10 protein-coding genes are annotated in these 15,974 nt (G+C 69.0%); 7 read left to right on the forward strand and 3 right to left on the reverse strand.

From position 1 onward, the window contains the following. Positions 1-17: 17 nt before the first annotated feature. The 6 genes from parE to M8R19_RS18885 all read left to right on the forward strand — a co-directional run bounded on the left by parE (position 18) and on the right by M8R19_RS18885 (position 8,364). Complete coding sequence (gene parE, locus M8R19_RS18860; RefSeq protein WP_043316906.1) at positions 18-1,916, forward strand: DNA topoisomerase IV subunit B; 1,899 nt, start codon at positions 18-20, stop codon at positions 1,914-1,916. Beyond that, positions 1,916-2,926: an esterase-like activity of phytase family protein gene (locus M8R19_RS18865; protein ID WP_074983399.1), complete on the forward strand. Its 1,011-nt coding sequence runs from the start codon at positions 1,916-1,918 to the stop codon at positions 2,924-2,926. Before parE ends, M8R19_RS18865 begins: the two co-directional genes overlap by 1 nt. Then, a complete protein-coding gene (locus M8R19_RS18870) occupies positions 2,923-3,447 on the forward strand; it encodes a retropepsin-like aspartic protease family protein (RefSeq protein WP_074983396.1) in 525 nt (174 codons plus the stop codon). The genes M8R19_RS18865 and M8R19_RS18870 overlap by 4 nt, the downstream gene beginning before the upstream one ends. 7 nt (positions 3,448-3,454) lie before the next feature. After that, positions 3,455-5,719 carry a DNA topoisomerase IV subunit A gene (parC, locus tag M8R19_RS18875; protein WP_009613518.1) on the forward strand — a complete coding sequence of 755 codons (2,265 nt, stop codon included), beginning with the start codon at positions 3,455-3,457 and terminating at the stop codon, positions 5,717-5,719. Positions 5,720-5,874: 155 nt separating this feature from the next. Next, positions 5,875-6,588 carry a PqiC family protein gene (locus M8R19_RS18880; protein ID WP_074983391.1) on the forward strand — a complete coding sequence of 238 codons (714 nt, stop codon included), beginning with the start codon at positions 5,875-5,877 and terminating at the stop codon, positions 6,586-6,588. 141 nt (positions 6,589-6,729) lie between these two features. Beyond that, on the forward strand, positions 6,730-8,364 hold the full coding sequence (locus tag M8R19_RS18885) for a glycosyltransferase family 39 protein (protein WP_249918586.1): 1,635 nt from the start codon (positions 6,730-6,732) through the stop codon (positions 8,362-8,364). 61 nt (positions 8,365-8,425) lie between these two features. Here the strand turns inward: M8R19_RS18885 and M8R19_RS18890 are convergent, their stop codons facing one another. Beyond that, complete coding sequence (locus tag M8R19_RS18890; RefSeq protein ID WP_249918587.1) at positions 8,426-10,000, reverse strand: AhpA/YtjB family protein; 1,575 nt, start codon at positions 9,998-10,000, stop codon at positions 8,426-8,428. Positions 10,001-10,188: 188 nt separating this feature from the next. On the opposite strand from M8R19_RS18890, the gene serB reads away from it, so the two are divergent. After that, positions 10,189-11,409: a phosphoserine phosphatase SerB gene (gene serB / locus M8R19_RS18895; protein WP_009613510.1), complete on the forward strand. Its 1,221-nt coding sequence runs from the start codon at positions 10,189-10,191 to the stop codon at positions 11,407-11,409. 603 nt (positions 11,410-12,012) lie between these two features. Here serB and M8R19_RS18900 read toward each other — a convergent pair. Continuing rightward, entirely contained in the window at positions 12,013-14,085 is a 2,073-nt protein-coding gene (locus M8R19_RS18900; protein ID WP_249918588.1) for an EAL domain-containing response regulator, read from the reverse strand. A gap of 62 nt (positions 14,086-14,147) precedes the next feature. Beyond that, complete coding sequence (locus M8R19_RS18905; protein ID WP_249918589.1) at positions 14,148-15,956, reverse strand: cyclic-di-GMP receptor FimW-related protein; 1,809 nt, start codon at positions 15,954-15,956, stop codon at positions 14,148-14,150. Positions 15,957-15,974 lie beyond the last annotated feature (18 nt).

Here is a 15,974-nt window from a genome sequence, read left to right on the forward strand (position 1 = left end):
GACTGAAAAGGGACCCCATGGCCCAGCAGAACGCCTATACCGCAGAAGCCATCGAAGTCCTCTCCGGCCTCGATCCGGTGCGCAAGCGCCCGGGCATGTACACCGACACCACGCGGCCCAACCACCTGGCCCAGGAAGTCATCGACAACTCCGTGGACGAGGCCCTGGCCGGCCACGCCAGGAGCGTGCAGGTGATCCTCCACGAGGACAACTCGCTGGAAGTGATCGACGACGGCCGCGGCATGCCGGTGGACATCCACCCCGAAGAGGGCGTGCCGGGGGTCGAGCTGATCCTCACCAAGCTGCACGCCGGCGGCAAGTTCTCCAACAAGAACTACCAGTTCTCCGGCGGCCTGCACGGCGTGGGCATCTCGGTGGTGAACGCGCTTTCCACCCAGGTGGAAGTGCGCGTCAAGCGTGACGCCAACGAATACCGCATGACCTTCGCCGACGGCTTCAAGGCCAGCGACCTGGAGGTCATCGGCAGCGTCGGCCGGCGCAACACCGGCACCACCGTGCGCTTCTGGCCCGATCCGAAGTATTTCGACTCGCCGAAGTTCTCCGTCAGCCGCCTGAAGCACGTGCTCAAGGCCAAGGCTGTGCTCTGCCCGGGGTTGCTGGTCACTTTCGAGGACAAGAGCAGCGGCGAGCGCGTCGAATGGCACTACGAAGACGGCCTGCGTTCCTACCTGGCCGACTCGGTATCCGAGCTGCCGCGCCTGCCGGAAGAGCCCTTCTGCGGCACCCTGGCCGGCAGCAAGGAGGCGGTGGACTGGGCCCTGCTGTGGCTGCCCGAGGGCGGCGAATCGCTGCAGGAAAGCTACGTCAACCTGATCCCCACGGCCCAGGGCGGCACCCACGTCAACGGCCTGCGTCAGGGCCTGCTGGATGCCATGCGCGAGTTCTGCGAGTTCCGCAACCTGCTGCCGCGCGGCGTCAAGCTGGCCCCGGAAGACGTCTGGGAACGCATCGCCTTCGTCCTCTCGATGAAGCTGCAGGAGCCGCAGTTCTCCGGGCAGACCAAGGAGCGCCTGTCGTCTCGCGAGGCGGCGGCCTTCGTCTCCGGCGTCGTGAAGGACGCCTTCAGCCTCTGGCTCAACGCCAACCCCGAGCTGGGCCTGCAACTGGCGGAGCTGGCCATCAGCAACGCCGGCCGCCGCCTGAAGGCGGGCAAGAAGGTCGAGCGCAAGAAGATCACCCAGGGCCCGGCGCTGCCCGGCAAGCTGGCCGACTGCGCCGGCCAGGACCCGATGCGCGCCGAGCTGTTCCTGGTGGAGGGCGACTCCGCCGGCGGCTCGGCCAAGCAGGCGCGGGACAAGGAGTTCCAGGCGATCATGCCGCTGCGCGGGAAGATCCTGAACACCTGGGAAGTGGACGGCGGCGAAGTCCTGGCCAGCCAGGAAGTGCACGACATCGCCGTGGCCATCGGCGTCGACCCGGGCGCCGCCGACCTGAGCCAGCTGCGCTACGGCAAGATCTGCATCCTTGCCGACGCCGACTCCGACGGCCTGCACATCGCCACCCTGCTGTGCGCGCTGTTCGTCCGCCACTTCCGCCCGCTGGTGGAAGCCGGGCACGTCTACGTGGCCATGCCGCCGCTATACCGCATCGACCTGGGCAAGGAAGTCTTCTACGCCCTGGACGACGCCGAGCGCGACGGCATCCTCGACCGGCTGCTGGCCGAGAAGCGCCGCGGCAAGCCGCAGGTCACCCGCTTCAAGGGCCTGGGCGAGATGAACCCGCCGCAGCTGCGCGAAACCACCATGGACCCGAACACCCGGCGCCTGGTGCAGCTGACCCTGGAAGACGCCGAGGGCACCGTCGAGATCATGGACATGCTGCTGGCCAAGAAACGCGCCGGCGACCGCAAGTCCTGGCTGGAGACCAAGGGCAACCTGGCCGAGGTCCTGGCCTGATGCGCCGCGCGCTGGCCGCCCTGGCGGCCGTGCTCGGCTGCGCCCAGGCCCTGGCGGACGCACCCGCGGTAGGGCAGGGGCCGGCCCTGCAGTTCCTCTCCGAGCACGCCGTGGAAGGCATGCCCGCGGGCAACCTGTCGGGGCTGGCGCTGTGCGGCGGCGAGCTGTGGACGGTGTCCGACCGCGACGACGACCGCCTCTACGGCCTGCGCCCGGACGAAACCCCGGGCAGCGTCTGGCAGGCTCGCGCCGAGACCTTCAGCGCGCCCGGGCTGCCCGACAGCGGCCTGTCCTGGGGCGCCCGCGCGCGCACCTGGCTGTATGGCCTGGTGCGTGGCGGGGCCATGGACTTCGAAGGCGTCAGCTGCGACGGCAAGGGCAACCGCTACCTGGTCAGCGAGGCCTATGCCGGCGTGCTGCGGGTGCCGGAGGCCGGCGCCGCGCAATGGCTGGAGCTGCCGCCGACGCTGCTGCGCCAGGCGCGCGCCAGCGGCCTGCTGATGGTCAACAACGCCTACTACGAAGGCCTGGCCATCGACGCCGACGGCAAGCGCCTGTGGCTCGCCGCCGAACGCCAGCGCCGCGGCCTGCTGCGCCTGCGCAACGACAACGGCAGCTGGAAATGCGACGGCGCCTGCGTGCTGCTCAGCGAGGCCGGGACGGCGCTGCCGCCGCCGCAGCTGGAAAGCGACAAGCCGCTGGCCCTGGACTTCTCCGACCTGGCGCTGTACCAGGGCAAGCTGTTCACCCTGGAGCGCCTGGTGCACCAGGTCTGCCGGCGCAACGCCGACAGCGGCGCCGCCGAGCGCTGCTGGTCGTTCGCCGACGGCGCCCTGGCCCCGGAGCGCCGCTACGCCTTGCCCTACGGTGTGGCCGAGGCCCTGGTGATCGACGACAAGGGCGCCTGGATCGGCCTGGACAATGGCGACGCGGCCCGCGCCGACGGCGATGCGCGACCCTACGTGCTGCGCTTCGCCGCCCCGGCGGAGGGCTGGCTGGGTGGCAAATGAACGACGCGCAACCCGGGCGCCGCCTCGGCAAGGCCATGATGCTGCTCGCCTGGCTGGCCGGGATCGGCCTGGCCACGCACTTCTTCGGCCTGTGGGAAAAGCGCCAGCACAACCCCAACGTCCAGCCGCAGTCGCTGCACGGCGACGGCTACGTGGAGCTGCGCCTGCTGGGCAACCGCCAGGGCCACTACGTGTTCGACGGTCTGATCGACGGTACCCCGGCGACCTTCCTGCTGGACACCGGCGCCAGCGCCGTGGCCGTGCCGGAGGGCCTGGCCCTGCGCCTGCAACTGCAGCGTGGCGCGCCCATCGACCTGGACACCGCCAACGGCCGCACCCGGGGCTGGCGCACGCGCCTGCAACGCCTGGAGCTTGGCGACATCCTGCTACGCGACGTGCCGGCGATCATCGCTCCGGGCATGGGCGGCAACGAGGTGCTGCTCGGCATGAGCGCCCTCAGACAACTCGAATTCTCCCAGCGCGACGGCACCCTGGTGCTGCGCCAGAACACTTCCCCGTGAGGCACGCATGAGCGAAACCCTCGATCTGAGCCTGGAAGGCGTGGAGCGCCGCTCCCTCGCCGAGTTCACCGAACAGGCCTACCTGAACTACTCCATGTACGTGATCATGGACCGCGCCCTGCCGCACATCGGCGACGGCCTGAAGCCCGTGCAGCGGCGCATCGTCTACGCCATGAGCGAACTGGGCCTGGACGCCGACTCCAAGCACAAGAAGTCGGCGCGCACCGTCGGCGACGTGCTCGGCAAGTACCACCCCCACGGCGACTCGGCCTGCTATGAAGCCATGGTGCTGATGGCCCAGCCGTTCTCCTACCGCTACCCGCTGGTGGATGGCCAGGGCAACTGGGGTGCGCCGGACGATCCCAAGTCCTTCGCCGCCATGCGCTACACCGAGGCGCGCCTGTCGCGCTACGCCGAAACCCTGCTCTCCGAGCTGGGCCAGGGCACTGCCGACTGGGTGCCGAACTTCGACGGCACCATGCAGGAGCCGGCAGTGCTGCCGGCGCGGCTGCCGAACCTGCTGCTCAACGGCACCACCGGCATCGCCGTGGGCATGGCCACCGACGTGCCGCCGCACAACCTGCGCGAAGTGGCCGCGGCCTGCGTGCGCCTGCTCGACCAGCCGGACGCCGGCGTCGGCGAGCTGCTCGAGCACGTGCAGGGCCCGGACTTCCCCACCGAGGCGGAAATCATCACCCCGCGCGCCGACCTGCAGAAGATCTACGAGACCGGCCGCGGCTCGGTGCGCATGCGCGCCGTATACCGCGTCGAGGACGGCGACATCGTGGTCACCGCGCTGCCGCACCAGGTCTCCGGGGCCAAGGTGCTGGAGCAGATCGCCGCGCAGATGCAGGCCAAGAAGCTGCCGATGGTCGCCGACCTGCGCGACGAGTCGGACCACGAGCACCCCACCCGCATCGTCATCATCCCGCGTTCCAACCGCGTGGACGCCGACGAACTGATGACCCACCTGTTCGCCACCACCGACCTGGAAAGCTCGTACCGGGTGAACCTCAACGTCATCGGCCTGGACGGCAAGCCGCAGGTCAAGGACCTGCGCCAGCTGCTCAGCGAATGGCTGACCTACCGCACCGACACCGTGCGCCGCCGCCTGCAGTTCCGCCTGGACAAGGTGGAGAAGCGCCTGCACCTGTTGGAAGGCCTGCTGATCGCCTTCCTCAACCTCGACGAGGTGATTCACATCATCCGCACCGAGGACCAGCCCAAGCCGGTGCTGATGGAGCGCTTCGCCCTCACCGACGTGCAGGCCGACTACATTCTCGACACCCGCCTGCGCCAGCTGGCGCGCCTGGAAGAGATGAAGATCCGCGGCGAGCAGGACGAGCTGGCCAAGGAGCGCGCCAAGCTGCTGGCGATCCTCGGTTCCAACGCCAAGCTGCGCAAGCTGGTGCGCGACGAGCTGATCGCCGACGCCGAGACCTATGGCGACGACCGCCGCTCGCCGATCGTCGAGCGCGCCGAGGCCAAGGCCCTCTCGGAAACCGAGCTGATGCCCACCGAGCCGGTCACCGTGGTGCTCTCCGACAAGGGCTGGGTGCGTTGCGCCAAGGGCCACGACATCGACGCCGAAGGGCTCTCGTACAAGGCCGGCGACACCTTCAAGGCCGCAGCGCCGGGGCGCTCGAACCAATACGCGGTGTTCATCGACTCCACCGGGCGCAGCTACTCGCTGGCGGCCCACAGCCTGCCGTCGGCGCGCGGCCAGGGCGAGCCGCTGACCGGCCGCCTGACGCCGCCGCCGGGCGCCAGCTTCGAGCGCGTGCTGCTGCCCGAGGACAACGCCCTGTACGTGCTGGCCTCGGACGCCGGCTACGGCTTCGTGGTCAAGGGCGAGGACATGCAGGCCAAGAACAAGGCCGGCAAGGCCCTGCTCAGCCTGCCCAATGGCGCCCAGGTCATGGCCCCGCGGCCGGTGGCCGACGTCGAGCAGGACTGGCTGGCGGCGGTGACCACCGAGGGCCGCCTGCTGCTGTTCAAGGTCTCCGACCTGCCGCAGCTGGCCAAAGGCAAGGGCAACAAGATCATCAGCGTGCCGGGCGAGCGCGTGGCCAGTCGCGAGGAATACCTGACCGACCTGGCAGTTCTGCCGCCGGGGGCGACCCTGGTGCTGCAGGCCGGCAAGCGCACCCTGTCGCTGCGCGGCGACGACCTGGAGCACTACAAGGGCGAACGCGGGCGGCGCGGCAACAAGCTGCCGCGTGGCTTCCAGAGGGTCGATGCGCTGCTGGTCGAGTCACTGTCTCAGGACTGAAACGCTCTGCGATACACTCTGCCTCTGGAGCTATGGCGCCGGTTAAGGGATGATAGGTCCCTTTGACGCTGGCGCCATGGCTCCATTGTCGTTTTGGTTTGTGGTTTTTTGTAGCAAGTGACGCCGATCTTCGGCGAATTAACGGTGATTGCACGATGAGCGCCCTGCGCGTCCTCGCATGTCTTTCCCTCGTCGGCCTCCTCGGGCTGACGGGCTGTACGGTGAATCGGCCGACGCAACTGTACCAACTGGATGCCGGTGCGGCCCCGCTGCCGACCCGCGACAACGGTATCGCCGTACTCCTCGGTCCGGTGCAACTGGCCGACTACCTGCAACGTGAGTCCATGGTCCAGCGCCAGGCCGATGGCATCCTCAACCTGTCCACCGAGGCGCGCTGGGCCGGCAGCCTGGAAACCAACGTCAGCCAACTGCTGGTGCGCCAGCTGTCCAGTAGCCTGGACACCACCCGCCTGGCGCTGTTCCCGGAACAGCCGGGGTTCACCCCGCAGGTGCAGGTGATGCTGACCATCACCCGCCTGGATTCCGGCCCGAAGGAGCCGGCGGTGCTGGATGCGCGCTGGCGCCTGCTCGACCAGAAGGGCACGCTGCGCGACAGCCGCGTGTTCCACGAAGAGGAAAAGCACGACGGCAGCCTGCAGGACCAGGTCCGTGCGCAGAGCGAACTGCTGCGCCGCCTCGCCGGGCAACTGGCCCAGGACGTGCGCCCGGTGGCGGTGGCCACCGAGCAGCCGGCCGCTCCGCGCAAGCCGGCGGCGAGCACCGAGCAGGCCGCCAAGCCCAAGGAGGAAGGGCCGAAGATGCCGCTGGTGGTGCCCATCCACAACAACGTCGAAGTCTTCCGTTTCTGATCGGCTGCGGCCCGCGAGGGTTCTCCTCCGCGGGCCGTCTTCATTGACGATTTCTTGACCGCGACGGTGCTAACAAGGCAGCGGTTCTGCCGGCACCGTTGATCGGAATCCCTTCGATCGGCCCCCGGCGGGGGTAAGCCCTTGCCCGTGTCCCTCTCCCTGTCGCCCTCCAGGCTGGCCAGCCTGAGCCCGGCCGCCCGCGCCTGGCTGCTGGGCGCGCTCGCCCTGCTGCTGTTCTGCGCCCAGGCCAAGGGGCGGGCGATCATCGGCTTCGACTCGCGCTTCGTGCTGTTCGCCCAGGAAATGCTGCGCCACGGGCCGAGCCTGTTTCCCAGCACCTATGGCGAACCCTACCCGGACTACCCGGGCACCTCGACGCTGCTCATCTACCTGCTGTCGCTGCCGTTCGGCCAGGTCGACAGCCTGGCCGCCTGGTTGCCCTCGGCACTGGCCGCGGCGGCGCTGGTGGCCCTGGTGTACCGCCTGCTGGAGCCGATCTCGCAGCGTTGGGCGCTGCTCGCCGTGGCGCTGTTGATGCTCACCGCGACCTTCGTCAGCGAGACCCGCGCGGTCTCGCTGGACCAGATGGTCGCGGCGCTGGCCCTGGGTGCCTTCTACCTCGCCTATCGCGATCGTGAACGTCCGCTACCGCCCCTGCTGGCAAAGCTGGGGGCGCTGCTGCTGGGCGGTTTCCTGGTCCGTGGCCCGCTGGGCCTGGTGATTCCCGCCGCAACGGTCTGCGCCTGCTGGCTGGCGGCGCGGGACTGGCGCCGGCTGCTGGTCTTCGGGCCGTTCGCTGCGGTCCTGCTGGTGATCTGCTGCCTGGCCCTGCTGGGCGCCGCCGAGCTGAGCGGCGGCCCCGGTTTCGTCCGGGAGGTGCTGCAGATGCAGGTCATCGGTCGCATCGACGGCAGCGCCGGTGCCAGTTCGCCCTTCTATTACTTCCTCAGTGCGCCCGGCAATTACGCCCTGGCCTTCCCCCTGGCGCTGCCGGCGCTGTTGCTGCTGCCCGGCGCACGCGGGCGGGGAGAGGCCGAGGGCGCGCGGATACTGCTTGGGGCCTGCGTCCTGGCGGCGCTGTTGGTGATGCTCGGCCTTTCCGTGCCGCAGGCGAAGAAGGCCCGCTACATCCTGGCGGCGGCGCCCTACATGGCGATAGTCGCCGCGTACCCGTTCCAGGTGGCTGGCAGCCGCCTGGCTTCGGCGTTGCGCTGGGTGATGCAGGGTGTCTGGTTGCTCCTGCCCGGGCTGTTGGCGCTGGCACTGGCATTCGCCTGGCGGCGTCTGGCCGGAGCCTTGCAGGGCTATCAGCTCGCCCTGTACGTCACCCTGGCGCTGTTGCTGCTCCTGCAGGGCTCGGCCCTGTGGGTGCTGCGCCACCCGCGGCTGCGGGCGCCGGGGCTGGCCGGCTGCGCCGTGCTGGCGCTGTGGGCTGCCTATATCCTCGCCTTCGAGCCCATGGAGCGAGCGCTGTACGGCACGCGCGCCTTCACCCTGGCCGCTGATGCCGCCATGGCCGCCAAACCGGCGCCGGTGGTCTTCGTTGGCCTGGGCAAGGACGCCAAGGCGATCAAGTACCTGGTCAACCTCGACCACGACCTGACGCCGCGCTTCATCGACCAGGACAGCCAACTGCAGGACCTGCGTGGTCCGCTCTACCTGGTGATGTCGGCCGCGCGCTTGCGGGCCCTGCAGCCGTCGGCCCTGGCTGGCCTGAAGCCGCTGGTGGCTGCCGACTTCGACCATGAGCCCCATGTGCTGCTGTACCTGCCCTGAGGCCGCTCGATAGCAGGTTGCAGAAGGAGACTGGCCGCCCGTCGGGCGGGCGGCAGCACGGTCAGGAAGTGCGCAGGGCGCGCATGCGGGTGAGCTGGCGTTCCAGCATCGACGGGTAGGGTTCCTTCAGCCATTCCACGCAACTGGCCTCGGCCGGGTTGGCGATGGCGCGGACGCGGGCGCGCTGGCGCACCTGCTCGTCCTCGGCGATGGCGCGCTCGATCAGCAGCAGGTTGCGGCTGTGCTGGCTGAGGTTCAGGGCGTTCTGCACGGCGCCTTCCTGCAGCAGCTCGGCCTGGGCCAGTTCCGCCAGCTCGTCGCCCTGGGTCAGGCCCAGTTGCAGCTGCAGGGTAATGCCGCTGTCCACCACCTCGATCTGCAGGGCGTGGCCGAGGGCGCGCATCAGCTCGCCGCAGCACAGGGCGTGGGTGAGGTAGTCGTCGTCGTCGCGGGCGTGGAAGAGAATCAGGCTGCCGCCGTCGCTGAGGGTGAACAGCTGGCCCTTGTACAGTCGTGCGGCCTGTTCCAGGCAGTCGCGGTAGCGCTCCAGCAGGTCCACCAGGCGGCTGCGCGGCAGGCGCCGCAGCTGTTCCTGGTTGCCCAGTTGCACGGCCAGCACGGCGCAGGGGTTGGGCAGCACCGGCTCTGGTTCTTCCTCGGGCACTTCGGCGATTTCGGCGGCTTCTTCGGAGAAGTCCTCGGCGAACGCCTCAGTGGCCACAGGCGTTTCGTCGTGCAGTTCGTCCTCGGCGAAGATGTTCTCGTCGAATTCGTGCTCGTCGCGCGGCAGGTCGAGGCGGGGTTCGCGTTCGTCCTCCGGCTCGCTGGCGATGTCGTCGGCGACGGGCTTGGCGGGCTTCTCCGCGGCTTTCGCCAGGGTCGGCGCGGCTGCCTTGGGCGCGGGCTTGCGCGGCGCGGGAGCGGGCTCGGGGGCCGGCGGCTTCTCCGGCACCAGGCGTGCCTGGAGCTGGCGGGCCAGGTCGCCGATCTCGTTCTGCAGGCCGGCGCCGGGGGCGGGGTCGTCCGGGTCGCGCAGCCACACGCGCAGCTGCAGCAGCGGCGTGGAGATGTGGCGGCCCAGGCGCAGGCTGAGGGTCAGGGTGAGCAGCAGCAGGATCAGGCTGATCAGGCCCATGCTCTGCAGGCTGACCATCATCGGCTGCTGGAACTGCTCCATGTCCAGGCTGATGCGCAGCTGGCCGGCCATGACCTCCTGGAAGGTGATCTGCGTCGAGTAGACGCCCTCGCTATCGCCCAGCAGGCCCTGCTTGGGCCGCGAGCCGGCCTCGGCCAGGGTGCGGCCGTCGGCGCTGTAGATGGCGGCGTGGGCGACCAGCGGGTTCTTGGTCAGGTTGCCCAGCAGCACGTTGAGGCTGAGGATGTCGTTGGACACCAGCAGCTCGGTGGCCGAGGCCGCGGTCTGGGTGGTCAGGCTCTGGCCCACGGCGTCGGCCTGCTGGTGCATGGCCTGCTTGAACTGCATGCCCATCACCCAGGCGTAGATCAGCAGCGCCGCCGCCACCAGCAACAGGCTGTGGATAGCGATGCGCAGGGCGATGGGCACCCGGCGCTGGCGCAGGGCGTGGTACAGCAACAGGAAGAAATTGTCGGGCTTGACGGACGTGGGCCGGGTCACAGCGGGCTCGGTCTTCTATGAAGGACAGTCCCGGCAGTATAACGGCGCCCCGGAAACGGGCAAAGCGCCGGTCCGTCCGTGATCCGGCCGGCACGGACGATCCGATCGGCGGTTGTGCCGCCGGCGGGCGAGGCGGCGGCCGAGAAAGGCGCTAGAATGTGCGCTTTTTCCATGGCGGAGACTGCGCCTTGCGCGAAATCGTCCTGATCAACATCACCGGGGAAGACCGCCCCGGCCTCACCGCCGCCATCACCGGCGTGCTGGCCCAGGGCGGGGTGAACATCCTCGACATCGGCCAGGCGGTGATCCACGACACCCTGTCCTTCGGCATCCTGGTGGAGATTCCCGATACCGAGCGGGCCTCCGCGGTCCTCAAGGACGTGCTCTTCACCGCCTACGAGCTCGACCAGCAGGTGCGCTTCACCCCCGTCTCCGAGGCCGACTACCAGCAATGGGTCGGCGGCCAGGGCAAGCCGCGCCAGATCGTCACCCTGCTGACGCGCCGGGTGACCGCCGAGCAGTTGCAGCGGGTCAGCTCGATCACCGCCAAGTACGGGCTGAACATCGACCACATCGACCGCCTGTCCGGGCGCATGCCGCTGGACATGCCGGCCGAGCGCGGCAAGGGCTGCATCGAGTTCTCCGTGCGCGGCGAGCCGGCCGACCCGGTGGCGTTGCGCGCCGAGTTCCTCAGCGTGGCTCAGGAGCTGAACGTCGACATCGCCTTCCAGCGCGACTCGCTGTACCGCCGCAACCGCCGCCTGGCGGTGTTCGACATGGACTCGACGCTGATCGAGGCCGAGGTCATCGACGAGCTGGCCAAGGCCGCCGGCGTCGGCGAGCAGGTGTCGGAAATCACCGAGCGGGCGATGCGCGGCGAGCTGGACTTCCGCGCCAGCTTCAAGGAGCGCCTGGCGCTGCTTAAGGGCCTGTCCGAGGACGTGCTCGAGGAAATCGGCGCCTCGCTGCGCCTGACCGAGGGCGCCGAGACGCTGTTCGCCGAGCTCAAGCGCCTGGGCTACAAGACCGCGATCCTCTCCGGCGGCTTCACCTATTTCGCCCGCCAGCTGCAGGCGAAGCTGGGCATCGACTACGTCTTCGCCAACGAGCTGGAGATCGTCGACGGCAAGGTCACCGGCGTGGCCATCGAGCCGATCGTCGACGCCCAGCGCAAGGCCGACCTGCTGCGCGAACTGGCGGCGAAGGAAGGCCTGCAGCTGGAGCAGACCATCGCCGTGGGCGACGGCGCCAACGACCTGCCGATGCTCGGCCTGGCCGGCCTGGGCGTGGCCTTCCGCGCCAAGCCGCTGGTCAAGCAGTCGGCCAAGCAGGCCATCTCCACCCTGGGCCTGGACGGCATCCTCTACCTGCTGGGCTTCCGCGACCGCGAGGGCGTGGACGGGCGCTGAGGCGGTGTGGGAATACCGGCCTGTCGGCCGGATCGCGGATGAATCCGCTCCTACGGGAAATGCCGTGCCCATGGCGGTGTCCGCCGCTTCCGGCGGCTCCGGATTGACCTGGATGTTGGCCATGGCCTTGGTGTATCGGCGGATAACCGCGGACGGTTATGCGCCCACCGAGCCCCGCCACGGAGCTCGGTGTCGACCTGTAGGAGCGCGCCCTGCGCGCGATTCGCGGGCAGGGCCCGCTCCTACAAATGAATCTGTGCGCCGAGGTGCCTTTCGTAGGATGGGTTGAGTTTACGAAACCCATGCGGTCGTGGTGATGGGTATCGCTTCGCTCAACCCATCCTACGTTTGTCGGAAGGCGCGGGAGTATCGGCGGATAACCGCGAACGGTTATGCGCCCTACCGATCACCCGCCACGGAGCTTGGTGTCGACCTGTAGGAGCGCGCCCTGCGCGCGATTCGCGGGCAGGGCCCGCTCCTACAAGTGAATTCGTGCGCCGACGTGTCTTTCGTAGGATGGGTTGAGTTTACGAAACCCATGCGGCCGTGGTGATGGGTATCGCTTCGCTCAACCCATCCTACGGGGTGCCGTGTTTGAGCGGATCACTCCTCCGAAGAGAAGTCGTAATCCATCGCCTGGCTCGGACCCTGCAGGTAGCGGCCCTGGATGTAGTTGGCGCCGGCCTGCCAGAGGGTGGCCAGGGCCGTGGCGCTTTCCACCATGGGCACTATGGTCAGCTTGGCCTGGGCGTGCAGGCTGGCCATCAGGGTGCTCAGGTTCTCCTGGTTCTCCGGGCGGCTGAGGTCCTGCACGTAGGAGCCGTCGATCTTCACGAAGTCGACGTTCATGTGCTTGAGCGTGTTGAACGGGTTCAGCGCGCAGCCGAACTGGCCGAGGGCGACCTGGCAGTGCAGCTCGGCGAGGCCCTGGCTCAGCGCCTTGGCCTGCTTGAGGTGGGCCACGGCGTCGGTTTCGCTGACCTGCAGGATCAGCGAGTCGGCCGGCAAGCGCGCGGCCTTCAGCGCCACCGCCAGCCAGGGCAGCAGCCCGGCGTCCTGCAGGCTGGGGCCGGACAGGTGCACGAAGAGCTTGGTGTTGTGGCCCTTGGCGCGGTGCTCGGCGAGCAGCTTGATGGAGTTGAGCAGCACCCAGCGGTCGATGCGCTCGGCCAGGCCGCCGGCCTTGGCCGCGCCGAAGAAGTCGGCGGCGGGCACTTCCTCGCCCTGCGGGTTGAGCAGGCGCAGCAGCACTTCGTACAGCTCGTGGCTGTCGCCGCGCAGGCTGATGATCGGCTGGAACAGCAGGCGGAAGGCATTCTTCTCCAGCGCCTGCTGGATGATCGCCAGCAGGTCGCCGCGGCTGGCGGCGGCGGCCAGTTCGTCGGCCGGGTCGTAGAGCTTGATGCCGTTGCCCTCGGCCTGGGCGATTTCGTCGGCGCAGCGATGGGCGCGGTCGATGACGTCCTGGGCGCGGCTGGTCTTTTCGTCGAGCCCGGCGCAGCCGATCGACAGGGTGACCTGGGCGGTGCGCCCGTGGATGTCGAACAGGTGGCCCTCGACCTTCTTCAGCAGGCTGGCGAACAGGGCCTTGCTCTGTTCCGGCGTCTGGCCGTCGAGCAGCACGCTGAAGGCGTCGTCGCTGAAGCGCGCCAGTTGCGCGCTTTCGGGGAAGTGCTCGCGCAGCAGATGGGCGAGGTCGGCCAGCAGCAGGTCGATGCTGGCGATGCCCAGGCTCAGCTGCAGGTGCTGCGCGCGGTCGAGCAGCAGGTAGGCGAGAGTGGCCGGCTGGCCGGCGGTGACGGCGCGCTCCACGGCGGCATCCATCAGGTCGAGGAAGTAGGCGCGGTTGAACAGGCCGGTGACCAGGTCCTGGCTGCTGACCTCGCGCAGCTTCTCCTGCAGTTCGCTGTTGTCCTGCTCGGCGCGGATCACCACCTGGATGCACGGCTCGCCGTCGTAGGTGGCCGGCGAGAAGCCCATGCGCGCGCGGAAGGTCTGGCCATCGACGCGCACGCCGTCGCACAGCAGTTCGTTGTCGCCCTCGCCGTGCTGGTAGCCCTTGAGGAAATCCTTGAAGGTGGCCTGGTCGGCGGCGGCGATCAGGTCGATCATCGGCAGGCCTTCCAGTTCCTCGGCGTCCTCGTAGCCGAACATCGCGACGTAGGCGCGGTTGGCGTAGATGTGCATGCCGTCGTGGACGTAGGTGATGGCGTCCACCGAGCTGTCCAGCAGCAGCTGGCAGCGCTTTTCCGCCTCGCGCAGGGCGACCTCGGCGGTGCGCCGGGCGCGGCGTTCCTCCAGGGCGGCGAGTTCGCGGTTGGCCACCAGCACCAGGCGCTCGTCCTCGCCCTGGGGCAGGGCGTCCTGGGCGCCCAGGGCCAGGGCCTCGGTGATGCTGTCGGAGTCGTTGCCTTCGACCAGTTGGATGAAGGGGATGTCCTTGGCCTGGCGGCGCAGGCTGGCCAGGGCCTCCTCCGGCGCCAGCGCGCTGCTGTGCGGGGCGGCGATCAGCAGGTCCCAGGTCTGTTGCAGGGCCTCGCCGAGGTCTTCGCTGGAGGTCACGCGGTGGACGCGGGTCGCACGCCCGGCGTTGCGGAACAGGCTGACCAGACGTTCGGCCTCGTTCTGCGAGTCTTCCAGGATCAGCAGGCGGACGGTTTTCTTTTCATTGGCCATGAAGAGCTGCTTATGGCGCGCCGGACGGCAGCCAGGAGGCGACGAATGGAGTGCGGCCGAATCTACAGCGACTTCCAGAGTGAGTCAAAGTCTTCCTCCCCGTGTCCCGTGTGGCCGTTCGCTCCTGTGACGGGCTTATCGTCGGCGCCCTTCGGACGCTCCTGGGTACTGTATTCGAACTGGCTGAAACTGCCGGTGGCGGTGAGCTTGCGCGTCAGGGTGGCGCGGCGTTCCTCGCCGTGCAGGTTGATCTGCACGCGGCTGCCTTCCTGGAACGGCAGCCGCGGCGAGATCAGCGTCGCCGGCCGCGAGATGGCGGCGATCTCCGGCAGCAGCAGGGCGCGCAGGTAGTGGCTGCTCTGCTCCGACTTGCGCAGCAGCTGCAGGCCGCAGGGCTGGGCGATGGGGGCGATCAGCTCGATGCCCATCTGCGTGCCGCCGCCGCGGACCTGGCGGATCCAGCGCACCACCGCGATGCTCCAGCCCTGGCCGGGAACGTCCTGGATGCCGAGCAGTTCGCCGGCCTGCAACTGGCTGGGGATTTCCTTCGGCCAGGTCAGGCAGTAGCCGCCGGGGCTGTGGTTGACGATGGGCAGGGCGAAGACCGGGTACTCGTCGCTGGTCGCCGACTCGGCGGCGTCGGCCGAGCCTTGCTCCGCCGTCCGCAGCGGCTGGTATTCGATTTCTTCCAGCGGCATGCCCGGTTGCCAGTCGGTGACCTTCTGCGCATCGAAGGCATTGGCCCAGGCGTCGTTCACTTCCGCCTGGAAGGTCGCCTGCACCGGTTCGGGCAGCTTGAGCAGGTCGGCGAAGGGGCGCCGGCCGGACAGGTAGTAGTGCAGCGCGCTCATGCCGATGCAGAGGGTCAACTGGCCCTGGCCGGAGGTGCGCTGGAAGCTGCGCTCGGCGATGTCGCCCCAGGCGCTGGCCAGGTGTTGCAGCAGGTCGATGCTGATGCGCTCGGCGCCCTTGAGCGGCAGCTTGGCGCGTTGCTCGGCGGGGGCGTCCATGTATTCCTTGATCGCCGCCACCAGGCGCTGCGGGTCCATGCCCAGGCCGTTGTGCAGGTCGCCGGCCTTGTACAGCGAGCGGTAGCGCGGCGGGCCGTCCACCTGCGGGGCGACCACGAACAGGCTGGACGGCAGGTCGGCCTCCTGCAGGCGCACCAGCGCGCCCCAGACCTCCAGGGCTTCGGCCAGTTGGGCGATGCCGGCCTGGCGCATCTGGTTGCAGCGGGCGCAGCCCAGCAGCAGGGCCACCAGGTAGGCCTGTTCGATGGTCAGGGTGTTGCCGTGCTTGGCCAGGTCGTCGCGGACCGCCAGGGCCTGCACGCCCTTGCTGCGCGCCAGTTGGTAGAGCTGGTGCAGCTCCAGCCACAGGCTTTCCGGCACCGGGCAGTAGAGCTGCTGGGCGCGGATCAGCGGGCCGCAGAGGCTGCGGATCGCCCGCTGCAGGGCGAGGGTGAGGATCTGCGCGCGTTCGCGGGTGAAGCGCGGCGCCTCGCGCACCACCACCAGCTTGTAGCCGACGGCCAGGTGGTTCTGCAGGGCCTGGCAGAGGTTGGCGACCTTGCGCGGGCGCTCGTCGAGGACGATGGACTGGTTGAGGAAGTGGCGTTCGAGGTTATGGCAGACCGACTGGACTTCCGGGCGGAACAGTTCCAGCAGCTGCAGGCGGGCTTCCACCGGGAGCTTCAGCTGGTTCAGCTCGATCAGGCCCTGGTAGAGCTGGCGGGCGGTCTCGCCGAGGTTGGCCTTGGGCAAGTGGTCCAGCCAGTATTTGATATCGCGCGCAGTGACGTTGCAGAAGCTCAGGCTTTCCTGCGTCGGGGTGGGGACGCGCAGCAATTGCTGGGGACTCGTATTGTCCATGGTCGGATGAGGTGCTCC

The sequence above is a fragment of the Pseudomonas sp. R3.Fl genome (assembly GCF_023516765.1).
GTDB lineage: Bacteria > Pseudomonadota > Gammaproteobacteria > Pseudomonadales > Pseudomonadaceae > Pseudomonas > Pseudomonas citronellolis.